Annotated in this window: 19 protein-coding genes; 16 read left to right on the top strand and 3 right to left on the bottom strand. The window is 35.3% G+C overall.

The genetic code is table 11. The features are described 5' to 3' along the window. Positions 1-16 precede the first annotated feature (16 nt). From UABHE_RS08145 to UABHE_RS08075, 15 genes are all read left to right on the top strand, one after another. Complete coding sequence (locus tag UABHE_RS08145; RefSeq protein WP_372371590.1) at positions 17-1084, top strand: type IV pilus twitching motility protein PilT; 1068 nt, start codon at positions 17-19, stop codon at positions 1082-1084. Positions 1085-1106: 22 nt separating this feature from the next. Further along, complete coding sequence (gene gspE, locus UABHE_RS08140; RefSeq protein WP_372369754.1) at positions 1107-2810, top strand: type II secretion system ATPase GspE; 1704 nt, start codon at positions 1107-1109, stop codon at positions 2808-2810. A 25-nt stretch (positions 2811-2835) separates the two neighbouring features. Further along, the gene (locus UABHE_RS08135) at positions 2836-3930 is read left to right on the top strand and encodes a type II secretion system F family protein (protein WP_372369753.1); all 1095 of its coding nucleotides are present in this window, start codon (positions 2836-2838) and stop codon (positions 3928-3930) included. A 180-nt stretch (positions 3931-4110) separates the two neighbouring features. Next, a complete protein-coding gene (locus UABHE_RS08130) occupies positions 4111-5280 on the top strand; it encodes an NlpC/P60 family protein (RefSeq protein ID WP_372369752.1) in 1170 nt (389 codons plus the stop codon). Then, the gene (locus tag UABHE_RS08125; RefSeq protein WP_372369751.1) at positions 5255-5764 is read left to right on the top strand and encodes a HEAT repeat domain-containing protein; all 510 of its coding nucleotides are present in this window, start codon (positions 5255-5257) and stop codon (positions 5762-5764) included. Before UABHE_RS08130 ends, UABHE_RS08125 begins: the two co-directional genes overlap by 26 nt. 93 nt (positions 5765-5857) lie before the next feature. Beyond that, positions 5858-6469 (top strand): superoxide dismutase, encoded by a 612-nt coding sequence (locus UABHE_RS08120; RefSeq protein WP_372369750.1) that lies wholly within the window; start codon positions 5858-5860, stop codon positions 6467-6469. A 245-nt stretch (positions 6470-6714) separates the two neighbouring features. Then, positions 6715-8244 carry an aldehyde dehydrogenase family protein gene (locus UABHE_RS08115; RefSeq protein ID WP_372369749.1) on the top strand — a complete coding sequence of 510 codons (1530 nt, stop codon included), beginning with the start codon at positions 6715-6717 and terminating at the stop codon, positions 8242-8244. Position 8245: 1 nt separating this feature from the next. Further along, a complete protein-coding gene (locus UABHE_RS08110) occupies positions 8246-8854 on the top strand; it encodes a hypothetical protein (RefSeq protein WP_372369748.1) in 609 nt (202 codons plus the stop codon). A gap of 8 nt (positions 8855-8862) precedes the next feature. Then, positions 8863-9384 (top strand): hypothetical protein, encoded by a 522-nt coding sequence (locus UABHE_RS08105; protein WP_372369747.1) that lies wholly within the window; start codon positions 8863-8865, stop codon positions 9382-9384. Positions 9385-9643: 259 nt separating this feature from the next. Beyond that, a complete protein-coding gene (locus UABHE_RS08100) occupies positions 9644-10300 on the top strand; it encodes an MBL fold metallo-hydrolase (RefSeq protein WP_372369746.1) in 657 nt (218 codons plus the stop codon). 8 nt (positions 10301-10308) lie between these two features. After that, on the top strand, positions 10309-11340 hold the full coding sequence (locus tag UABHE_RS08095; protein WP_372369745.1) for a tetratricopeptide repeat protein: 1032 nt from the start codon (positions 10309-10311) through the stop codon (positions 11338-11340). A 9-nt stretch (positions 11341-11349) separates the two neighbouring features. Then, complete coding sequence (locus tag UABHE_RS08090; protein ID WP_372369744.1) at positions 11350-11565, top strand: hypothetical protein; 216 nt, start codon at positions 11350-11352, stop codon at positions 11563-11565. A gap of 77 nt (positions 11566-11642) precedes the next feature. Next, complete coding sequence (locus tag UABHE_RS08085) at positions 11643-12467, top strand: dual specificity protein phosphatase family protein (RefSeq protein ID WP_372369743.1); 825 nt, start codon at positions 11643-11645, stop codon at positions 12465-12467. A 76-nt stretch (positions 12468-12543) separates the two neighbouring features. After that, positions 12544-14151: a hypothetical protein gene (locus UABHE_RS08080; RefSeq protein ID WP_372369742.1), complete on the top strand. Its 1608-nt coding sequence runs from the start codon at positions 12544-12546 to the stop codon at positions 14149-14151. Positions 14152-14717: 566 nt separating this feature from the next. Then, positions 14718-18506 (top strand): DUF4062 domain-containing protein, encoded by a 3789-nt coding sequence (locus UABHE_RS08075; protein WP_372369741.1) that lies wholly within the window; start codon positions 14718-14720, stop codon positions 18504-18506. A 191-nt stretch (positions 18507-18697) separates the two neighbouring features. Here UABHE_RS08075 and UABHE_RS08070 read toward each other — a convergent pair whose 3' ends face one another. Next, positions 18698-19354, bottom strand: a complete 657-nt coding sequence (locus UABHE_RS08070) for a DUF2459 domain-containing protein (RefSeq protein ID WP_372369740.1) — start codon at positions 19352-19354, stop codon at positions 18698-18700. 33 nt (positions 19355-19387) lie between these two features. Between UABHE_RS08070 and UABHE_RS08065 the strand changes: the two genes are divergently transcribed. Further along, positions 19388-20023, top strand: coding sequence for a histidine phosphatase family protein (locus UABHE_RS08065; protein WP_372369739.1), 636 nt, complete (start codon positions 19388-19390; stop codon positions 20021-20023). A 144-nt stretch (positions 20024-20167) separates the two neighbouring features. Here the strand turns inward: UABHE_RS08065 and UABHE_RS08060 are convergent, their stop codons facing one another. Both UABHE_RS08060 and UABHE_RS08055 read right to left on the bottom strand, forming a co-directional pair. After that, positions 20168-22654 carry a serine/threonine protein kinase gene (locus tag UABHE_RS08060; protein ID WP_372369738.1) on the bottom strand — a complete coding sequence of 829 codons (2487 nt, stop codon included), beginning with the start codon at positions 22652-22654 and terminating at the stop codon, positions 20168-20170. Next, entirely contained in the window at positions 22644-25574 is a 2931-nt protein-coding gene (locus UABHE_RS08055) for a protein kinase (protein WP_372369737.1), read from the bottom strand. The genes UABHE_RS08060 and UABHE_RS08055 overlap by 11 nt, the downstream gene beginning before the upstream one ends. Positions 25575-25579: the final 5 nt, after the last annotated feature.

Raw genomic sequence — 25579 nt, 5'->3', positions numbered from 1 at the left:
ATAAAAGTTGCCGGATATGAATCAACTATTACAACTGGTCGTCGATAAAGGAGGTTCTGATTTGCACCTTACTGTTGGTCGTCCACCTGTTGTACGATTACACGGGAGAATGAGAACGTTAAATACTCCACCACTGACACCTGAAGATACTATTGATTTAATGAAAAGTATCACTGGTGAACGCTATCAACAAGAATTAGATGAAGTAGGAAGTACTGATTTTGGGTTTGCATTTGGCGAGAAAGCTCGTTTTCGTTCAGCAGTATTTAAACAGCGAGGAAATATAGGTATAGTTCTAAGACAAATATCAAATACGTTGTTAACTATGGAACAGATTGGTTTATCTCACAATATAAAAAGCCTGTTAGCAAAACCAAGAGGAATGATGCTTGTAACTGGTCCTACAGGAAGTGGCAAATCGACAACATTGGCATCAATGATAAACTTTATCAATGAAGAACATGATCATCACATTATTACAATCGAAGACCCTATTGAGTTTTATCATGAGCACCAAAAATCAATTATAACGCAACGCGAAGTTGGTATTGATGTTGATTCTTTCTCCGAGGCTCTGCGCCGCGCTTTGCGTATGGATCCAGATGTTATTCTCGTTGGCGAGATGCGCGACTTAGAAACTATCAGTGCCGCTATCACTGCTGCTGAAACAGGGCACCTTGTTTTTGGAACTCTACACACGACAGGAGCTGCCAAGACCATTGATCGTGTAATTGATGCATTTCCTCAAGCGCAACAAGAACAAGTCCGAGTACAATTAGCAGGTTCTCTTGTTGCAGTAATCTCTCAACTTTTGGTACCTCGGTGCGATAAGTCTGGGGTAATTGCAGCTCACGAAATTATGATCGTGACTTCTGCGATTTCTAACTTGATACGCGAAAATAAAACATTTCGTATAGATTCTTCTATACAAACTGGAAAAAAATACGGGATGCAGTTACTCGATGATACACTGTTTAATCTTTTTGTAGATAAAAAGGTTAAGTACTCTGATGTAATGCAGAGAGCACAAGATCCTATTGCTTTGCAAGAAAGAATTAAACAAGGAAGCGAACAGGCTCAATAACTAATTTAGAAGGTAAGAAAATATGGCGAGACGATTATTAGGACAAATATTAAAAGATAAAAACTTAATAACAGAACCGCAAATTCAACAAGCCCTCTCTATTCAAAAAAACCAAGGTGGAGCTATTGGTAAAATATTTATTGAACAAGGGTGGGTGTCGGATCAAGAGGTTTTATTTGCATTGGGTCAACAATTTGGAATGGACGCGATCAATCTTGATGAAAAAGAGCTTGATCCTGATATTATTAAAAAAGTTCCTTACTCCATGGCCAATATTTACCGAGTAATACCTGTTTCTTTTCGCGATGACATGCTGACAATCGCGATGGCTGATCCTATGAATGTACAAGTTCTAGATGATTTACGTATGATGTTGCACTGTGAAGTCCAAGGATCTGTGTCTAACGAAGAGCAAATTCAACGAGCTATCGACAAGTATTACAGTGATGATGGTGGTGGAAACTTTGATGAACTTATTAATGAGTTCCGACAAGAAGAAGAAATGATAGAGGTTTCTGAAGCCAAAGATGGTTATGATTTAGATGATGTTAATCGCATGGCTGAATCAGCTCCTGTTATTAAGTTGCTTAATCTTATTTTAATGCAAGCAATTAAAGACAAAGGTTCTGATATTCACTTTGAACCTTTTGAACGCGATTTTAAAATCCGTTATCGCGTAGATGGTGTACTATATGAAATGATGCCGCCACCACAAAACTTGGCACTAGCGCTTATTTCAAGAATAAAAGTAATGAGTAACCTTGATATTTCTGAAACGCGATTACCACAAGATGGTCGTATCGAACTTACCATAGGAGGTCGACCAGTTGACCTTCGTGTATCTACGCTTCCTACGATGTTTGGCGAAAGTTGCGTAATGCGTATCCTTGACAGAAGCGTTGTAAACTTAGATTTAGAAAGTTTAGGTTTTCGTGAACGAGAATTGGAAACCATGCGTATCTTTATCGCAAAACCAAACGGTATTGTACTCGTAACAGGACCAACTGGTTCGGGAAAAACAACCACTCTTTACTCAGCACTGAGCGAAGCGAATAAAATAGAAGTCAAGATTATCACCACCGAAGATCCTGTAGAATATGATATTGATGGGATTATGCAATGTCAAGTAAATCACGATGTTGGATTAACATATGCGGCGGCACTTCGAAGTATTTTACGTCAAGATCCAGACAAAGTTTTGGTAGGAGAGATTCGCGATAAAGAGACAGCAGGTATTGCTATTGAAGCTGCTCTGACAGGACACTTAGTATTTTCTACCTTACACACCAACGACTCTGCTGGCTCTGTGGCACGTCTTGTTGATATGGGAATCGAACCATTCTTAATTGCAGCAACAGTACAAGGAGTAATCGCACAGCGTCTTGTTCGTAGAATTTGTTCGAACTGTAAAGTAGAATATACACCTTCCTTAGAGGAAGTTCACGAGTTAGGTATGGAGCAAGAGAGTATAGGTTCTAAAAAGTTTGCTTATGGAAAAGGGTGTTCTAATTGTAATAAGTCTGGTTATCGTGGGCGAACAGCTCTTTATGAAATTTTATTAGCAAACGATAATATTGCACAGCTGATACTCGAAAGAGGCTCTACTGGACAAATACGAGACCTTGCAAGAGAGCAAGGGATGCGAACATTGCGTGAAAGTGGGCTACTCGCTATTTTCGACGGTGTAACTACCGTAGAAGAAGTTGTAAGAGAAACATTATTCTAAAAGTTCGAGAAGAAAGGATTCATTTATGGCTAATGCTGCTGAGGCAAAAAAAAGTAAATCGATAAATTTGGGTTTTAGTAGAGGTGTTAGTTCAAAAGAATTAACCGTTTTTACTAGTCAACTCTCTACCTTGCAGGACGCAGGACTTCCTATCGTAAGAAGTCTAAAAATTTTAGCAGGCCAGTTAAAACCAGGTACTTTACAACGAACAGTTTATACCGTTGCTGATGATGTAGAAGGTGGTAGTACGTTTTCTGAAGCATTATCTAAACATCCAAAGATTTTTGATAAATTATATATAAATATGATCAAAGCTGGAGAGATGGGGGGGGTTCTAGATGTAATTCTCCGTCGTTTATCCGACTTCATGGAAAAATCAGAAAAATTAAAGAAAAAAATCATTGGAGCTGCTGTATATCCAATTGCGGTTCTTTGTGTTGCAGGAGGAATATTAGCGGTAATTATGATTCTTGTTGTACCACAATTTAAAGAGATTTTTAGAGATATGGGAGTTGACTTACCGTTTATTACACAACTTCTTATTAATATTAGCGATAACATGGCTTCTTTGTGGTGGGTGGTTTTACTTGCTATCTTTGCTATTATTAGTATTTTTAAACTCATTGCTAGCAATAAACGTGGAAAATTAATGCTCGATACGATTGTTTTACGATTACCTGTATTTGGCGCGATTGTTCGTAAGTCTAGTATTAGTCGCTTTACTAGAACACTTGGTACCCTAATAACTTCAGGGGTTGCAATATTAGAAGCGCTCCAAATAGTAAAAAACGCTATTGGAAATCAAATTATTGCACGAGCAATACAAGCAGTTCAAGATAGTATTCGTGAAGGTGAAAGTATCGCAGAGCCGCTAGCAAATAGTGGTGAATTTGATGATATTGTCGTGAATATGATCGATGTAGGTGAAGAAACAGGAGAACTTGATAAAATGCTTATCAAGGTTGCAGACAACTATGATGATGAAGTAGATGTACTTGTAACCTCAATGGTAAGTTTGATGGAACCCGCACTCATTATCGGAATGGGTTTGGTCATTGGTTTTATTGTGATCGCACTGTTCTTACCACTAATTAAACTTGTTCAAGATATGGGACAATAACAAGCTTGTTCATTAAGAGATGTGGTAAGTTGTTTTTACCACATCTCTCACATCAACTTCGGCTCGATAATTTATTTTGCAGCCGCCAAAACTTTATATTTCCTAGTCTCTAATTTATAACCTTTCCAATAGGCAGAAGGGAGATGCGAGGCTAAAACATTAGAGCCTCGTAATCATACAATGAAAATATTCGTTTGGATGTGTTTCTTAACCATCTCACTACAGGCAGTTGAATTTTCTGAATCACTGGCCAAAGACATTAGTTCTTACATAAAACCTCTTTTGGAAAAAAACTTAGCGGCAAAAACTAAAAGATCAGCGCCGCTCTTGAAAATAGAATTTAAAGCTACTCCTCAACAAATGACTTTTTATCTTTCAAAAAGAAGTGAGCGTGATACTTTATTTTCTGTTAATATTCAACAAAAACAGCACAGAGCATTTGTAAATGCTAGAGTTCTTTACATAGAAGAGCAACAAATTATCAAAAGTGCTATAGATATGTTTCTACCGAAAAATACAGAGCAAAATTTTGCGACTGGTCCTATAGCTTGGGGAGTATCCCATTTAGGAATTAGTAATTTATATGTTGATCCAAGGAAGGAAGCAGGAGGGAATCTTGCTAGTCAACTGGCTTTTGGTACCCCTGTTCTTATCTTACAAAGCAATGAAGATAACACCTTTTTCCGCGTTCAAGGTGTTAGTGATGGTTATCTTGGTTGGATAAAAAGCAGCGATTTAAAATTCATGACTAGTCGTGAGTGGCAACAATGGAATGCAAGTATTGTTACTTTTAATACGCAAGAAATAAAATTAGATGATATACTTGTTCCCACAGGCGGAAGGTTTGCATTTAATTACCAAGATGATGAAAATATACATGTTCGCGATTTTGCAAATCGTACCTGGACATTTACACATGAAAAATTTAGCTTGTCATTAGCAACTCAAGAAAAAATAATGGACACTGCGCGCAAATTTTTGCCTAAATCATTACTCACAACACAAAAATACTTATGGGGTGGAACAACAACACCGCAAACCGATTGCAGTGGTTTTGTGCAGCTCACGTATCGTTTGCACAATATACTTTTACCAAGAGATTCAGATCAACAGTATCAGTACAGCGAAAAAGTTACTTTACAAAATGCAGAAGCTGGCGATTTAATATTTTTTAGCAAACATGGTACACATCCAACGCATGTTGGTTTACATATAGATAATGATCTCTTTATCCACTGTTCTGCATCTGGTCCTTATTCAGGTGTAAAAATTAATCGTTTAAATGGTAATAGCGAATATGAAAAATATTTGAGAAAGATTTATTATGCTTCAGGACGTATTACAAAATAGAGTCATTGTTTTTGTTTGTGCGGTGTTGTGTACTTGCTGTTCACCATCGCAGAAAAATTTAGATGAGGCGCGTAGTGACAATGTGTCGCAGCAGAACATGACAAATTATGCCCAAAGTGACGATCCTCTCTTACGCGTAGCTACCGCTGAAAACACAAATACTCCTAGTGAGATTTTAGCGCAATTGGCAAAAGATGAAGACGAAGAAGTGCGCCGGGCCGTTGCTGAGAACCCAAACACATCAATCGAAATACTCGGAGTATTAGCTCAAGATAAAAATCAACTGGTGAGAGATATTGTTGCTTCTCATGAAAGTGTTAGTGTTGAAATTTTAACAGTCTTAGCAGCCGACTCCAAGTGGGAAGTGCGTTTGAGTGTTGCTGTTAACAATAAAACGTCTGTAACTACTTTACAAAAGCTAATTCAAGATGAAAATGAAGAAGTAAAGAACGCAGCAGCAAAAAATTTAGAAATGCGCAAATAGATACTTGCAAGCACAGATATTTTATGTATAGTAACAATGGAATACTGCTGAGATGCAGTTTATAATAATTCGATTTCAAAGGAGCACAATCAAATGGGATTCTCATTACCAGATCTACCATATGATTACAATGCATTAGAACCTCACATTGATGCACGTACAATGGAAATACACCACGGTAAACACCACGCTGGATACACAAAAAAATTAAACGCAGCACTAGAAGGCGCAAATCACACAGCAGATAACGCTGAAGATTTAATAAAAAACTTAAGCGCTGTTCCTGAGTCTATCAGAGGAGCTGTTCGCAATAACGGTGGTGGTTATGTAAATCACAAGTTATTTTGGGAAGTTATGGCTCCAAATGCAGGTGGCGAACCAGACGGTGATTTAGGTACAGCAATAAACGAAGCATTCGGTAGTTTTTCTGCTTTCCAAGAAAAATTTGCAGCAGCGGCAGGCACGCGTTTTGGAAGTGGCTGGGCGTGGTTAAGTGTAAAAGATAGTAAATTAGTTGTTAGTAGTACTGCGAACCAAGATAATCCTCTTAGTGAAGGTGCTACTCCTATTCTTGGATTAGATGTTTGGGAGCATGCTTACTATTTAAATTATCAAAATCGCCGTCCAGACTATGTAACATCATGGTGGAATGTTGTTAATTGGAAAGCCGTTGCCGATAAATACACCAAGGCAATGGGTAAATAGTAACAAAGAATTAATACATTGCTGTTTTACTAAAGTAAAACTACATTTTATGTGTAAATAAACTGGTATGTGGTTTTAGAAAGTAGCAGAGAAAATCAATACATTGTTGTTTTATACAATTTAAAATTAGGATTTTGTATAAAGAGTTTATTCTCTAATTTTAAATAACAGCATTTATTAGGCGATAGGTAGTTTAGAGCTATCTATCGCCTTGTTTATATACCCAAATTGCTTTGGAGAAAACAATGAGCGATATCGCAAAAATTTTGCAAAATTTAGGCATTGAATCACAAAACTATGGTGCTTTTAATGGAGAATGGTTTGGAAGCGGAGAAACGCTTGAATCTATTTCTCCTATTGATGGGAAAGTGATTGCAACTGTTGTTCAAGCAACAACAGAGGAATATGAAAAAGTTTATAACGAAGCAGAGAAAGCTTTCAAAATATGGCGAATGATACCTGGACCCAAACGCGGTGATATTGTACGCCAAATAGGAGACGCTCTTCGCGAGCACAAAGATGATCTAGGGGCATTAGTTACTCTTGAAATGGGAAAAATTCTAGCCGAAGGCAAGGGTGAAGTTCAAGAAATGATTGATATTGCCGATTTTGCTGTAGGATTATCGCGGCAAATGTATGGCTCAACAATGCATAGCGAACGTCCTTTACATCGTATGTATGAACAATGGCATCCTCTAGGTGTAATTGGAATTATTAGTGCTTTTAATTTTCCTGTTGCGGTATGGTCTTGGAATTCAATGCTTGCTGCTGTTTGCGGTGATTCAATGATATGGAAGCCTTCCCCTAAAACACCTCTTACAGCAATTGCTTGCCAAAAAATCGCCGCAAAAGTTTTTGTTGCCAATGATCTTCCTCCTGCAGTAATGTCTTTAGTGATAGGAGATACTGAAACTGTCGGAGAAAGAATGATCGCTGACAAACGATTACCTCTTATCAGTGCTACTGGTAGCACACGTATGGGTAAAAGAGTAGGTGAAGTGGTTGGTGGACGCTTGGGGAGAACAATATTAGAGTTAGGAGGTAACAACGCTCTTATTGTTAGTAATAACGCCGATGTCAACATAGCATTACCAGCAATTCTATTTGGTGCTGTTGGTACAGCTGGACAAAGATGTACTTCAACGCGTAGAGTTTTTATTCATGCAGATATTTATGAGCAACTAAAAGAAAAGCTTTGTAAAGCATACGCACAGGTAGCGATAGGTAATCCTCTTGATGAAAATACTCTAATGGGACCTCTCATCGATAACCTTGCTGTCGATGGAATGCAAAAAGCCATAGAAAAAGCTAAAGCTTCTGGTGGTAATGTGCTGTGCGGTGGCGAAATTCTCAATGAAGATTTTCCATGTGGAAACTATGTAAAACCTTGTATTATTGAAGTTGATCGTCAATACGATATCGTTAAAGATGAAACATTCGCACCTATCGTGTACTTGTTAAAATATGATGATTTAGGACAAGTTATTTCAGAGCACAATGATGTTCCTCAAGGACTGTCTTCAGCAATATTCACGACGAATGTACTTGAATCAGAAACATTTCTTAGCCACATGGGAAGCGATTGTGGAATAGCAAATATTAATATTGGAACTTCTGGAGCTGAAATTGGTGGAGCTTTTGGAGGAGAAAAAGAAACTGGTGGAGGACGAGAAGCTGGTTCTGATTCTTGGAAAGCTTATATGCGACGTCAGACAAATACTATTAACTGGTCAAAAGAATTACCATTAGCACAAGGTATAAAATTCGGAGATTAAAATGCATTTTTTAAAAAGTTCTCTGAGCTTCACTCGCTTTAAAGTAATCGGAAATTTTTCTTTTGCCCAAGAAGAATTTCAAAAATCTTTGATACAAAATTCTTTTCGAGATTTGTCAGAGCTTCCCGACCATGATGAATCTATTGGTTGGGTTTCTCACGAAAACTGCTTGGAAGAACCGGATTTATCGTTAATGTTGATGGAGCCATATATTCGTTTAACTTTTCGGATTGATAAACGAAAAATACCAGCTGCTCTTCTTGAAGCGCACTTTGCGATAGAAGAACGTGCAACTTTAGCTGCAGAAGGAAAAGAACGATTATCTCTCAATCGCCGTCGCGAACTAAAAAGGCAAGTAAAAAATATGCTTATGATGAGAACTAGTCCTAACAGTAGTCTATATCGTGCACTGTGGAACTTTCAAACCCAAACGTGTATATTGTTTGCTACAGGTAAAGGCTTGCGCAATAAATTTGATAAGCTATTTTTGGAAACTTTCGGTTTAGAATTCATGCCTCTTACGCCTTGGGCTTTAGCAAGCAATTGGGCAGAAAAGAATAATCTAAGTGAATATTTAAACGAAGTTGAACCTGTTGATTTTAACGAATAGGGATATCTATGTTACTTCCTGAAGGTGAAGCAAAAGATTTTTTAGGCCGTGAATTTTTAACATGGTTATGGTTTTACGGTGAACAAAACAACTGGCATTTTAGTTTTAGTGATGGTGGTAGTATGGAATACGGAATGGATGAGCTTTTAGTCATGCAAGGAAGCGATGCCAACTGCATGCAAAAATTATCAGGCCCTGTACCTATAAAATCACCAGAAGCGCAAGTAGCCCTTTTAGAAGGAAAAAAAGTATCCACTACAAGAGTTATTTTTGTCCACGGACAACAAGAATGGACGTTTACTATTAGTGGTGACAACTTTAATATCTCATCTTTGAAGCTTATATCTCCAACAACATCAGACATTGAAGAACGCTTTGCAGAACTTTCCGATGATCTAGAGCAAATTGCTTTGCTTATCGACAAAACGTACAATACTTTTTTAAAAGTACGCCTTTCAGAGGAATGGGCAGAAAAGACTTTGCCTGAAATGAAAGAATGGGTTGCGCAGAAAGCAGAAAATCTAGACTAGAGGAGGTGAAACTCAACTACTATTGAATTAAGAACGGATTCCTATGTCCATTCAGGCAATACTGAGTTAAGTTAAACGCGATGAATTTTAAGAGGGTGAAGCTGTTAAGTCCACAGCTTTGCCTTCCTAGCTCAAAATCCAATTGTGGGGTTTGAACTAGAGCGAGCAGACATAGTCACAAAGTTATGGATTTTTTAATTCAACAGTAGTTATTACGCTCTAGTTTTTCTCCAACAATTAAATTTATTAGGGGATACAAATGGAAAAGTGGGGTTCTGGTATATATTTGTTAGGACAATACCATCGCTATCAAACAGGTTTGTGGTTATTGAAACATGAAGATGAAGGAGCGATTATTGAAATGCCTCCTTATTTTGAAAATGAAGTAGTGCCATATAAACTTTGCAAAAGAATATCACAGGACTATAATGTAAAAATAAAATACTTTTTATGTTCTCACGCGCATGGCGACCACTTTTGCCAAAAAACATATAACGAGGCTAAAAAGAATTTTCCTCAGGCAAAAATATACCTTCAAAATGGTTTTAAAAAACGAATCAAAAATAAAGCGCGAACAAAATTTTTTGATGAAGAACAACATCTGTATTTGGCAAATGAGCCAATTATTTTAGTTCATGCACCAAAGCATAGCTGGACAGATACAATGATTGTTTTTCGCGGTACTATTTTTACTGGTGATTGGGAGCTAAATACTGTTCGTAGTGTCCATGATGGCAAAAAATATGCTGTCCCTATGGAAACAAGATTAAAATCAATAGAAAAAATGGAGCTTTTTGAAAAACGTTATAATTACAATATTCACCGTGTTTTTTCTGTGCACGCAAATGATCGCCGTGAAAATGTAGATTTCCGTGCGCTAATGGCCGATACAAAAAATGATAGAAAATTGTGGTAGGAACTATAATGTTTGGATTTGGAAAACGCAAAAAGAAAACAGCAGATGAAGTAGAGGAAACAAACAAAGCAGAAAATGCTAATGACGCTACAGTGAGTAGTGCTGATGTCGAAGAAGTCGAAGAAACAGAAATTGACGAATCGGTAGAAGATATTGATGATATTGATGAAGTGGAAGATATTGATGATATCGACGATATAGAGGATGTCGATGAAGTGGAAGATATCGATGAAGTAGAAGATATAGAAGATATCGACGATATAGAAGATGTCGATGAACTAGAGTCAGGAGGTTTTGAAGAAGTAGAAAGCTCGTCTAAATTAGTGGCAAAAAATCCACAAAATATCGCACCCCAAGCAAATAGCTCTTCTGCTCATAATATTTCTACTGAAAATATAAAAAAATCAATGGAAGCAAATAACAATGGTGTTCGTTTCAAGAATAAAAAAGACTATAAGCAAGCACTCGAGATGTATAATCAAGCAATATTTTTCTATCCCGGTTATGCTATGGCATATTATAATCGTGCTATTTTGTATACAGAACAACAACAATTCGACAAAGCAATAGACGATTATAGCACTGCTATTAGTATTAACCCCAAAGCCCCAGAATTTTATAATAATCGTGGTAATTTATTTTTTGAAGCCAAAGATTTTGCCAAAGCAGACAAGGATTATGCGACATCATTAAATCTTGCTCCCAACTATTCCGAAGCATATCACAACAGAGCGATGCTTTATTTTTGCCAAGAAAAATTACAACTTGCATTGCAAAATTTTACAAGAGCTATAGAATTGAACTCTGATTTGTCTATTAACTATTACAATATTGCCTGTATACATTCACGCTTAGATCAAAAAGATCAAGCTCTTGATTTCTTAGAAAAATCTTTTCGTAAAGGCTTCTTTGATCGTGCAAAACTAACAACGGACACTGACTTAAACAATATTAGAGATTTACCTGCTTTCCAAGATTTAACAGATCGTGGTAGTAGCATGTCGCCCTATACAATGGCGATGAAAAAAATTCCCAAATAGGAGCCGACGATGAGGCATAAAAAACAAGACTGTGATTGGAAGGGTAATAAAAAAGAATGCCCTTATATTTTGGACGATTATAAATATTCATTTTGGGGCTGGGTGTTGTTATCTATTGGTATTAGCGCAAAACCAACAAGACTAATACGTAGTTGCAGTAAATGCCACGAAAAAATAGAAGATATAAAAGATAACGAAAAACTAATGGCTCACATTGGTAGATAGTTTAATAGTTTTGTAGTTGTACTTACTTAAGCATTATGATGGAATTAATGTGACTGTTAATTATAAGGTATTTAGTTTTGCTCAACGATCTAGTTGTTCTTAGTGCGAAAGAAGCGCAATCTAAAATAAACAATACGCCAAATATATACCGGGTAGTCTCAATTAGTAGTCCAGAGTTCCCTATTTCTTTACAACGAACCAAAGAGTTACTTGAGCTTCGTTTTGATGATGTAGAAGAAGATGATGATATTTTTCCTCATGTATTAGCAACAGAAGAGCACTGTTCTCTAGCTTTGAGATTTTTACAAAAAGGTGGCCTGCGTATTCTTCACTGTCGTGCAGGAATCAGTAGGTCTTCTGCGCTTTGTTTAGGATATTTACTCTCAGAGATGAGCTATAAATCTGCTGTTAATCAATTGGCCAAAATAAGGCCTCAGGCAAATCCAAATCGGCATACTCTTGGGATTATGTGTAAAATATTAGAAAAAGAATATCTTTATGATTTGGTGATGAAATATGCAAAATATCCTGAAAAAACAGTGAGTAAGTATCGAAAAAAATATTTACAAAAGCAACTAAATATTGCTTACAATCGCGTAAAGAAAAATGAAAATTCAGAGAATTTATTGCATTTAATAAAAATGATATGTGGTATGTATAGTCAATTAGCAACAGGAAAAATGGATGTGGCTATTTCTCTTACACGGCAGATATTGGAATCAGATCCTGAAAATACCGAAGTATTATATTGGCAAGCAAAATGTTTTGAGCTGTTAACGCGTTATAAACAGGCCGTAGAGCAATATCAGCTTTATCTAGAAATGAGTAAAGGTGATAATCGAAGACTAGAAGTTCACGCGCAGAAAAAAATTACTCATTTAGTACAACTAAACACGCGATGAAAAGTAAAATCACAAGTGAAATAAATTCAAGAACAATGCTAAAGCAATTTTACAAGGGACCAAGGAGAGGTAGTCTATGGAGATACAGAGATCGTATCTACATTGTGAAACGCAGCGCGTAGCGTTAGAGTTGCTAAAGCTTATCATAAAAACGCCAAATATTTTAGACAAAGAAATTGATACATGGATGGAGAATGTTGTTCTTTGTGAAGGAGCTTCATGGAACAATAATGCGCCGCCTATTTTTGTTACAGAAAAAACACTACAAAAACGCTATGATAAGATTTCCAATATCCATCATGTTTCTATAAAAAAAAGATATGGTGTTTATGGCGTAAGAACTTTTAAAGAGATAGCACCTCCTAGCGAAGATAAACCGCAGCAAATAAAAGCTTCTATACCAAAGGAAGCACCGAAAGGATACCGCTTTGAGTCTTTAGGTAGTGGAGCGATGCAAAGTATCTTTGTTGCTGATGCTGAAGGAGTAAAAAGATACTTAGGTATTGATATTTCGGATAAATTTAGAGGCAAAAAAGTTACTGCCGAAACATTTTTACCTCCACAAGATCAAGCGAGTTTTACTTTTGAAAAAAAGTTAGGAGACACAGCGGGAAGACCTGGAGTAATTGAAAGAATAATTGCTAATTCCGTTTATATAGTCAAATTTATCCATCACACAATAGGACTGCGCTCAATTTTATTTCTCAATATCATAGATAATCTCATTAATATAGTAACTAGCTATATTAATAGTATTTTTCAATCATGGAAACTAATGCGTTCTATTTATCGACGTTTAGAACGTGAAGATCCATTTACACAAGTAGAAAGTATATATGAGGACATTGGAGTAGCACGCTTTTTGATGTCGCGCTCTGTTACTTTTGCAGGTTTTTTTTGGGAGGACCACATTCCAAAAACAAAAGACCCTTACATGTATTCTCATCCATGGGAAGATGCAAAGAAACGTAGTTTACCATCAAAACTTATTTTGGATTTACGCGGACATCTAGATGAAATGAAGCGCGATTTAACATTCCTAAATTGGATAGAAATAAAAAAAGAAACCAAAAAATCCATTGTTGATTTTTTATTCAGTTTTATTCCAAACCCTTTAGAGTGGTTTGCACAGTGGCGCGATATTTTTATTACAACGTTTTTTATGAAATATTCTCGTGACCAAATCGAAGAAATGTATGTTGAGATGCTTATTGCTTACGAACATCTTTTGGAATATTTTGAAAGAGAATACCAAAACAGTGAAGAAGTCAGAAAAACATTAGAACCTTACCAAAAAGATTTTGCCTACTTTGAACAACGTCTTATTGAAAGATTTGACAAGGTTTCCAAACTTATTGAAAAAAACGAAGATATAGAAAAAATTATACAATCGTGCCGCAGAAGTGTGCAAAAAATTCAACAATTACTCGTTGTTTCTCATCGGTGGGTAGAACCACAACACTGGAGTCGCGTCGATCTTGTGCGTCAAATACAACAAATGGTCTATGTTGACAAATATCATGCACACTATTGTCTCGAATTTGAAAAATGGTTAACGAAAAAAATCCGAAAAATACTCGCCAAAAAGAAGAAATCCAATACTAAAAAAGAAATATTTTTACAAAAGCAAGAAGCTCGAGATTTAAGACAGCGTATAAATTTAAGCCGAAAAATCGGGCTATAAAATCTCGACTAAAACAAATGTTTAGTGGAAAAGCAAAGAAGAGCTGTTGCAAAAAAATTCTTTAATTAGTAGCATCAAACATGGCAGATAGTTAATTTTCCTGCACTTCATTCGATTTTTTGGCATTCTCCTTTTTTCCCGCACTTATGGAATCAATCATCGCACATTCATTATTACTATCTAAGTACTAACATTTAGACAGCTTGCCTCAATACCATTTTCGCTCCAGCGAGCAAATCTATTATGAATAGATTTAAATTCCCAAATCTAAGAAGTAAATCTCGCCAAGGAATCCCTACACCGTAACGATATAACAACGCTTCAAGAAGCAATTTGTTATTTTCAGTTGTTTTTCTTATCTTTTATTGAGTTTATTCTATTCTTTGTAATTGTCATTATTAATGACTATCATAAAAAGAATAGCAAAGAGGTCATTTTCAGCAACAAACGAATATTTTTATTACTTTGCATCTAACATAAATGCTGTCATTTCGTATAACATATATTGTATGTTGCGATATATAGTTTGATTGTGGATGAGTTAGTGTGAGAATTAGGAGATAAGTATGTATATTTGGAAGACAGCAAAAGTATTTGTCAGCTCAACATTCAAAGATCTTGAGTTAGAGAGAGATCGCATGACAAATATTTTTCGAGAAATTCAGCAAAATGTATATGATCGACAACTTCATATTTTGTCTTATGATTTACGTTGGCGTGACCGAAGAAATGATCAAAATATTGTTGAATGGTGTTTGGAAATGGTAGATCGATCACAGTATTTTGTTGGCATTTTAGGAGAGCGCTACGGATGGTGCCCAGAACATGATCGCTATAACGAAAAAAATATTGCACATATTTCAATTACAGAAATGGAAATAAATAGTGCTCTCGAAACTATAGAACCACATAGGCGCTTTTTTTGCTTTACGCAAGACAGTGAAAATACACCACAAAAATTAAAGGAATTGAAGAAACGACTAATCGCTTCTAAAGAACGTATATACTACTACTCGTCCCTAGAAGAGCTCATCGATATCACTCAGACTGAGTTACAAAATATTCTTGATAAGGATTTTCCTCCACGGCAGATTGTTCCTATAGAGGAGTATACTCGCGAACAAGCGCTACAAGAAATTATTGATGAAAAAGTACGTGGATTCGTAGGACGCGATAAGTATTTGCAATTAATAAATAATTTTTGTAAGAATCAAGATGACAAAAATTATTTATTAATTGAGGCTGTCGCCGGCACGGGAAAATCGGCTTTATTATCGCAATTTTTAAAGCATGTTTCTGATAAAAAAGTTGTTGGGCACTATATGAATATGGCTGGGGATAGCCGTACTTTTTTGGGAATTTTGCAAAGTTTGTCACAACAATTACAAAAATTAAATATTATAGATGAAGATCTTGAAACCGCCCCCTCTTTGCTATCAGCGCAAATTCGCAATGCCTTACAAAAAAATCACCAACCTCTAATTATTGCTATTGATGGTTTAGATGAAATGGACGAACACAATTTTTCTTGGCTACCAAAGTGGTGTCCACCGCAAACACGTGTCATTATAACTACAAGACCAATAGAAGAAGTGCAAATTGTCAAAACATTTCTCCAAGTAGTTTGTATGGAATTATTACCTTTAGAAGAGCAAGAGATATATGAAATTATTTCTCTTTATGAGAAACAACACTCATTGGTCTTGAAAAAAGAAGAACGAGAGGCATTGGTACAAAGAGCAGCAGGGAATCCGCTGTTTTTAAAAGTGGCTTTAGACGAAATTGTTGCTGGCGGAATTGCAGTAGGGCAGTTAGCACAAACAGTAGAGACTTTATTTCATCAAATAGTAAAGCGTTTACAAGATAAGTATGAAGCAAATAAAGTTAATTGTTACTTAGGAGTTATTGCCGCGAGTCGTTATGGTCTTGCCGAAGTTGAATTACATGAAATTTTGTTGAGTGAATACCAAGAACAAATTTCGGACGACTTTTTGTTGGAACTTTCTAAGAGTTTGGCAAATTTTATTATTTTTCGCGAGCAATTACTTAATTTTTTTCACCCTGAATTTGAACGTAGTATAAAAATGCTTTTGGGTAAAGGAGGTATGCGCAAATACCACGAAACTTTGGCAAAATACTTTGCAGGCAAAAAGTATTCTTATGACCGAGCGTTGTTAGAAATTCCTTATCAATTGCTATGGGCAGAGCAATATGAGTTGTTGCTGCGCACTTTTGCTGATATTCATTTCCTTGAAGCAAAATGTTCGCAAAATATGGTTGCAGATCTCGATTACAATTTACAAATGGCTATAGATGGAGAAGCTGCGTCTATTCCGCAAGATCTTGAAGTCGAGATCGCACCGAAAGTTGTGATGTCGCGTAGCATTTTATCTTTGCTACGGCGTATTTTACAAATGGACATCCAATTCCTTAGCCATTATGGTCAACACCTGTTACAAAGTCTATGGAATCGCGGTTTTTGGCACGATAGTCCAGAGGCCAAAGATCACTATTGTGCGGTGAATGAAGGTCCGTGGGACAAACAAGAACCGAAGCTACACACAGTTGTTAGTTATTGGCGAGAGCAAAAACAGTTAAGTGGAAATAAGTGTGCTTGGGTACAAAGTTTACGCCCCTTACCAGCAAGACTTGATTCGCCTTTAACAAAAACATTTCGCGGTCATAGTGAAGAAATTATGTGTGTGTGCATCACTTTTGATGGTCATAAAATTGTTTCGGCAGGACAAGATGGTTGTATTAAAGTTTGGGATATTGAAAGTGGTAGGTGTCTAGTAACGATAGATCAGCCAGATATTATGATACGCGAAATCTGTGTTACAGGCGATGACAAAAAGATTATCTCTGTTGGAGAGGATAACGATATTTACATTTGGCATTTGTTAACAGGAGAACTATGGAAAACGTTAACAGGTCACAGTGATTCAGTAAAAAGTGTACATATCCAAAAAAATCGAATCGCTTCTGGCGGACGAGATGGAAAAATATGCTTATGGGATTTAGAAACAGGTGAATGTCTAAAGACATTTTATGGGTATAGCCCTTCGGTTACTTCGATATTTTTAACCAACGATTTACAACGCATCATTTCTTCTGGCGATGATAAAACAATTCGTATTTGGGACATTGCCGAAGGAAAACACTCTACCATCGTTACTAACGCAGCCGTTGAAAGTTTGTTTCTTCAAGATAACTATCTTGTTGCGGGAATGGAAGATGGTACTATCTCGCTATGGAATTTAAATACTCATAATATTATTTTTGACACTAAGGGCCATAAGACAAGTGTGGTTAGCGTTTGCATTGATGTTGACAAAAAAAGAATTGTCTCTGGATCATGGGATCATCTGGTGAAAGTGTGGGATATCGAGAGAGAAGAGTGTGTTTTAGAATTAAGAGGTCATGAAGAATGGGTCTCAAGTGTTGCTTGCCATCATAAAATGGTTGTTTCTGGTTCTTATGATAATACTATTCGTGTTTGGGATACATCGATAGAAATACCACCTTTGACCTTAAAAGGGCACACTGAAGTTATTGAAAGTGTGGCAATGAACGCACATGTCGCTGTTACAGGAAGTAGAGATAGATCTACAGGTATTTGGAATTTAACTAATGGAACATTTCGTTCTTTAGAAGAAGACGATTGTGTAATGAGTGTGTATATAGATGATGACAAAATCTTTAGCGGTTTAGAAAACAAAACTGTAAGTGAATGGAACATCGATCAACCAACCGAGCCTAAAAAATATCAAGGACACCGTAGTATGGTTTGGTGTGTAGGAGGAAGTGCTGACGGAAAACGTATGGCATCCGGAAGTGCTGATGAAACTGTTCGACTATGGAATACAAAAAATAATGAGTGTCTAGGTGTATTCAAAGGGCATAAAGATCATGTGACTGCCGTTTGCATGAATGAAAATGGACGCATTTTAATAAGTGGTGGTGGATACCTCGATAAAAAAATCCGTATTTGGGACAGTGAACAACAACAATGTATATGTAGCCTTGTTGGGCATAAATCATCTATCAATGGTATCGCAATTATAGATCAAAATACCATTGTTTCTTGTTCTGATGACAAAACCATTCGCATATGGGATGTTCCTGACCGCAAATGTACGTCAGTAATTCACGGTATCGCAAAAGTGGAACAATGGTCGCGCAAACAGTCTTATTATGCAGTAATGCGCGATACGGATAGTATTGTAGTGTGCAAAGAAAGTGGTGATGAAGTGGTCGCATTTCCAATGGTTATTGAACAAATTGATTTAGTAGAAAATGGTATAATTACCGGTAAAATATCTGATTATTTGTATATATTAAAATTACATACCTAATAATAAAATGTTTGTTGATCTCAAGAAGTCTATAAAAAATGGAAGCGTGTACGGAAAAGCAAAGCAGAAATGTAAAGAGTGTGGACGACAATACATAATAAATCGAACAAAGAAAACGATTTCAAAAGAAGAATGGAACTTGGTGGATAAACTGCCAATGATAATAGCAGAAATTTATCTAACATTTAACATCATTTTTTGCTTAAATTTCTATGAATATCCATTAATCTAAAGGAAAACGGTGTCCATAAACAAGCTTTAATATCACTGTTTTTCAATGCCGAATTTGTCCAAGTGTTACACGTGTAAAAACAACAGTAAGATCCTTTGGCTTTATAGAAATTATCATACAAATGATAACTTACATCTAGAATTTGTTTAGAGGAATTTGAGACGTAAAAAGAATTTTCGACAAAACTAGCCAAATCTTGCAATTGTTTAGTGGTTACTGAAATTGCTACCCAATGGTCTTGTTTGTGGTAATATCTTGTTACATGGACTAAAGTTTCACTATACCAAAACAAAGCTTGCAAAGCGTTTTTTATACTAAACTCTCCCCATGTAGGCGTTTCTAAATAGAATTTTTTATCCCCCCAACCAAAAGAAAGATAGTGCTCAGAACTGTTATGCACAATGCCCTTGAGAAAAATAGATGATAAGTCTTGTTTTCGAAACACAATATCAAGGTGAATGCCGTTTGAATTTAAAAACACTTGGTGTGTTGTTTTCTCCACTTTTGGAGAATTTACTGTGATATATGAACACAATAAGGCAACGAGTAAATATACTACTACTGTTCCTAGAAAAGTTAATATTGATATCTTTGTGTATTTGTATACTTTTTTCATTTATCATCTCAAACAAAAATTTAGGAGTTTACCGTGAAAAATTTACAAAAAATAGCATTTTTTTGCGCTATTATTATGTTTATAAGTATGTTTTTACATTTCAGGTCTTCAATGAAGGTAATGCAAACGATTATCGTTGTTCGTCATGCACAGGCGTACAAAAATTTATCTCAGCCTCCATTAGGAATAGATAAAGATAGTCTTACTGAATTGGGAAAAAAACAGGCCAATTCTTTGGGAAAAATATTATGTGATCGCAATATTGATTTGTGGATTAGCTCTACAAAAAATCGAGCAATCGAAACAAGAGATCTCGTTTTTTTGGGTAATAAATATTCAGGAAAAAAAGAAACCATTGTTGATTTTTTATCAATGAATAAGGGCAATAAAGATTGGCCGTGGCGTATACAAAATTGGAAACGAGGAGAAGACCCTCGTCCTGAGAATGGTGAATCTTTACTTGATGCTACCAATCGAAGTATTAAAAAGATACAGCAGTATTCATCGCAAAAAACAATTATTATTTTTAGCCATGGTGATATATGCGCAACTTTGATTGGACATGCGATGAAAACACCTATATGGAAAAGGTATGAACGCCATCAACTACCACTTGCAGGCTATGCTGAAATTGAAATTTTAGGCAGCGGTGAATGGAGATTAAAATGATACTAGTAATTGTAATTCTCACTCTAAGCTTCTATATCATAGATCACATAACAGGTATAAATGATATTTTTATTGCCAAGTAATCTTTCTTCTCTAACGGTTTTCTATACTTTGAATTGAAACAAAAATTAATGTTCCAAAGTACTAAGGTAATGATGTACCTGCTGCAATTACGTAATATTGATTTGCTAATTTTGCAGCATAAAAATTTTGTTTAGCACTCTTTTTCTTACCAGATAATTGGTATTCGTATTCTACAGTAGTTACATATAAATCAAAGGTTATTCTCGCAATTTGAATGCGCTCGATATGTTCTATTTCTTCTTGAGTATAAGAAAAATTTTGGGCTTTGAAAAAATCTAGGATTCTTTTTTCTAGTTGAGTATCAATACTTGGTTGTTCTGAATAAGATAAAAAAGCGTGTTTTGGGCTCACTGCCTTTACTGAGTTGTCGTTTTCATTAAAAATAAATGTCCTACAGTGTAAAGTGTTTTTATGTTGATACAATACATCAACAAATCTTGTTGAATACGCCACTTTTTTCAGAGGTGATTTATTGGTAATCGTGGAGGATTTATACAACATTTTGTTCTCAATAAATCGGATGATATTTTCATTAAGAGACAGTTCTTTATCATTAGAATAGTTCGAAATATTTCGTAAAGTGGTGCTATATCTCTCCACTATTTGTTGCCATAGAATCGTATAAGGTGGAATTTGCGATAAGTACTTATAAAGAAAGTTTATTGATTGAGAATTATTATGATTTAGTAATGCAATAATCAATTCGTTTATAATGAAATTACTTTGCGCATTTTGAAATTTATTTATTATGAGTTCTGTGCAACTTTTATTATCGATTTTCAAATTATTATTGTTTATATTTCCAAGTACGCGAATTGCTAACATTTTCTGCAATACATTTTTCGATTCTAAATATCCAGCAACTGAGTTGATAACATATTTCAAAGGCATGCGACCTATTTCTTGACAATAAACGTCGATGTGTAGGTACTCTTGTTTTTTATTTATATTTATTTGTAACTCACTTATTCTATCCATTATATATTCAACGCGACGAACAAAATTAATTTTCATTTCGTTTTGTTTTACGAAAATGAGTTGTTGGAAGTCATAAAAATTCTTATCGTTCATCAATGGCTCACAAGTTTTTAAGTACAGAGTGCTTGAAAAATCGCCTCCATAAAGTAACGATTGAAGAATGATTTCTTTTTTTATTTGTATAATTAATGGTTGTGCAATATTTTGTTCAAAATGAATATTTTGTTGTAGTAATCTATCAAGCTGGATATATCCAGAGAGATTCTTGTATAAGTGCTCGCGGTCTTCTTCAAAAAAAATATAAGGTTTATTTTTTATACATAAGAAATTTTTGTAGCTTTTAAGTGCTTGTAAATTTTTTTCAATATAGGCCATAACTTTTTGCGATCGTTTTTTATTGTTATAGTTACCAGAAAAAAAGCAACTTATAATGAGAACTACTGTAAGAATACAAATAACAATAATACGTTTTTTGTAAAATTTAGCCTGTAAAAAAACGTCCTTAAAATTTAGTTGTGTTTTTTGCGCAGCAATGCTCTTTCCTTGAACAAAATTAGATAAATCGAGTAAAAAGTTTTTTGCAGTTTCATAACGATTTTCAGGTTTTTTCTCTAACGTTTTTAAACAAATATGTTCTAGTTCGCTGGGAATGATTTTTTTTATGTGTGTTAAAGGGGTTGGTAGTTTGTATAGAATTTGATCTACGACTTGCGCAAAAGAATTACCAATGAAAGTAGGTCTACCAGTAATCATTTCGTAAAGTATCGCGCCAAGAGAATAAACATCACTTGCAGTACTTACAAGATGAACTTTTCCTTCTGCTTGTTCTGGGGACATGTATTGAACGGTTCCAATGATCATACCACTTTTGGAAAGTTGATCGTGTTCATCGAGAATTTTAGCTAAACCAAAATCCATTACCTTGGGAATACCATCTTTTCCAATCATAATATTTGCTGGTTTTAAATCGCGATGAACTATTCCATTTTCGTGAGCATAAGCAATCCCCTCACAAATCTTAATCATAAAGTTCAACGAATTTTTAATCGTTAATTTTTTGCGCTTCATTAATTCTTCAAGTGATTCACCGTCGATATAATCCATCGCATAAAAATATTTACGATCAAAGCAACCAATATCGTAAACTTCGACAATGTTTGGGTGTTTTAGTTTCGCTGTAGCTTTTGCTTCTCTCATAAAACGTTCAACGTCGTCATGTCCTTTGCCTTGCAATATTTTTATAGCAATAACGCGCTTGAGCTGAGGATCGTACGCTTTATAAACAATCCCCATCGAACCGCGACCTATTTCAAGAATAATTTGGTACCGTCCGAAATTCTTTAGTATTTGGTGCTGCGGTCCTTTTTGTTCGATTTCTTTATGGATAATATCTACTTGTTGCTGATTTAGATATCCAAAACGCAGTAAGCATTGTTCTAATGAAAGATGTTCTCCTTCAAAAAACCATTGCTTTTGTAAGTTTATGCAATCTTGTAGATGTTTTGCTGATATAAACTTTAGAGAAATAGCCGATTCTCTAAACTGCAAATCTTCTTGCTCATTCAACACGTTGTTTTTCCTTTATTTGGCCATATAATAGTTTCAATTTTTTTAGTAACGTTCGATTTTTTGTTTGCGATTTTGCTCGAAGTATATCTTTAAGGGCTTTTTTATACAATTGCAAATCACTATAAAGCCCTGCGCGTAAAAAATATCCACGAGCATATTTTTTGTTTACATTTAACACTTTATCAAAATGATGAATAGCAAGTTGTTTGATTTTTTGCGATTCGGCTACATTATTTTTTGACAAAAACAGATAGCTTTCAGCGATAAGGAGGTGCGCTTTTTCACTGTGTGTATTGTTAGAAAGATATTTAGTACATAAGAAAATACATTTAGCCCAATTTTTTATCGAAAAATGCGCCTCGGCCTTCCATATTAACACATCGCTATTCTCAGGAGCGCGTAAATCAGCCTTATTTAAATACCAGAGTGCAGTATTTACATCGCCTTGTTTTAAAAGTGTAATAGCTATCTGTATATAAATATTCGGGCTATTCTTCGCTACTGAATTTGCCGAAAATAAAGCTTTCAACGATTCTTCGTATTCGCCTTTTTTTCGATAAAAAATACCTTTGTTTACTAAAAAATCTATCGTTTGGTTTTTTCTGGTGAGAACAGGGAAAGTGGTTACCGCTCTAATCGATTCTTTTTGGGCATAAGCGGCTCCAATATAGTAGTTTTTTTGAGTATCATCTTTAAATATATTAGAGTTATCATCGATAAGTGTATTCCATTTTTTTTCATATAGTAAAATTTGAGCTTGAAAATTATAAAGACCATCATTTTTTGGCAAGGCTGAAATAAGAGTTTTTGCCTTATCTAATTCTCTCAACTCTATATAAGTCTTTGCCAACGAAATTTTACTTTGTAAACTACTATGTTTTTTTTCTAGTAGAACCTTCGCAAGTTCAAATTGACCTAAAGCCACATAACTTTGCCCTAGTTTTTCGGTGTCAGGAGTTTCTTCTAACCAAGTTACCCAATTGATTTTTCTCGATAAATGTTCTTTTATAGTCGATTTTTTATACTTTAAAAGGGATTTTGGGTTTAAAATTTCGATTTTTTTTCTAAGTTTTATTAGTGTATCGATAGTTTCTAAAGCTAGCTCGTGATCTTTTTTTAGAAAAAAATGTAAGTCTCGTTGTAATTTTGTAGCCACTTCTTCGGAGTTTAACATTCCTAAACAACGTATGGCTAACTTTGCTTCTCGTTTATTACTACTGCGGACCTTTGCTAATAAGATAGATACAGTTGCCGTGTAAGGAAGTGAACTAATTTCATTTGCATAGATAGTTAGCGCTTCATCTGTTATCTTATGTTGCTGTAAGCAATGAGAAAATATTTTTTTTAGTTTAGACTTAGCTTGTTTCTTTTCCTGTGCAAGAGTTTGAGCAATATATTTTTGATAGATATCGTCGCTATTGTCGAAATGTTTGGTGAACATTTTTGCTAAAAATAAATCAGGTAGCAACAATGCTAATTCTAATAATTGCATAGCAATGAATTGTTTTTTGTTTTTTAAGTACTCATTATGCCGATCAATAGAAAGTGCTTGATCAACAAGAGTGTGCAATGTGATTGAACGAAGAAGTGCCTCTTCTAGATCGAGTTTAGCTGTAGTTGTTAGATTTTTTGAAAAGTCATGTTTGCTTTTTAGACTTTGGACAGTTACAGTTCCTTGTTCGGCGATCGTAATTTTTTGCAATGTATTTTCTAAGTACTCTTGGTATTCGTTACGCGATAGGAAAAATGAAATCGTTAGTAATAAAGTAATAATTGAGGCAAAAGCGAGTGACAGTTTGCGGTGGCGTCTAAACTTATGGAGAAGAACTTTTTGCAAATGTACAGCACTTGCTTGAATAGAATTACCTTGTTGGAAACATTTTATATCCCAAATAAATTCTTTTACGTTTTGATAGCGATTTTCGCGACGTTTGTTCAGGGCTTTTAAGCAAATGGCTTCTAGCTCCTTTGGAACATCACTTCGAATACCGCGAGGTAAAATCGGATCTTCTTTGGTAATCTTTTTAACTAATTGATTAAACGTAGGAGCGGAAAATGGAGGAAAGTTGGTAATCATTTCATATAGTATGGCTCCAAGAGAGTAGATATCACTGCGCGCATCTATTAATCGAAGATTGCCTTCTGCTTGCTCTGGAGGCATGTATTGCAAAGTTCCGATGATCATGCCTTTTTGTGAAAGCTTTTGATCTTCATGAGCAACTTTTGCTAAACCGAAGTCGGTGACCTTTGGTTCAAGTTCATGTGTTAATAGTATATTCGCTGGTTTTAAGTCGCGGTGAATTACTCCATGGGAGTGCGCGTACTCGACAGCAACGGCAATTTGAAGAACAATAGTGACAACATCGTTGAAGTCTAAAGTATTGTTTTGCAAAAGTTGATCTAATGTCTGTCCTTCAATAAGGTCCATTGCAAAAAAATATTGTTTATCTTCGTTAGCAATATCATAAACAGCAACAATATTAGGATGAGTAAGTTGTGCCATTGTGCGAGCTTCTCTTTGAAAACGCTCGACATTATTTTCATTTTCTAAAGAAGTGAGAACTTTTAAAGCAATAATACGATCAAGGTGAGGATCATAGGCTTTAAAGACTTCTCCCATTGCACCTTTACCTAAATTAGAAATAATGAAATAACGACCTAATTTTTTTTGGTATTTTTGTGGGATGTTTTGACCTGGGGATGATACTTTCTGAATAGTTTGTGGTAATTTACTTGCATAGCTTTTAACCTCATCAATAAGATTCTCTGCAATATAATTTTTGTTCACAAGTATTTGTGCAAGATCCATATCAAGTTGAACTTTTGCAAACTGTTCTTTATGTTGTAAAGCTTCGGTTAATTGTTGCGGTGTTATATAGTCAAGTAACACTGCTGCTTTACCAAATAAAGCATCAGACATGAATA

The organism is Candidatus Uabimicrobium helgolandensis (genome assembly GCF_041508025.1).
Lineage (GTDB): Bacteria > Planctomycetota > Uabimicrobiia > Uabimicrobiales > Uabimicrobiaceae > Uabimicrobium > Uabimicrobium helgolandensis.
Note: the sequence above shows the minus strand (reverse complement) of the source record. Positions and strands in the feature narration are given on the sequence as shown.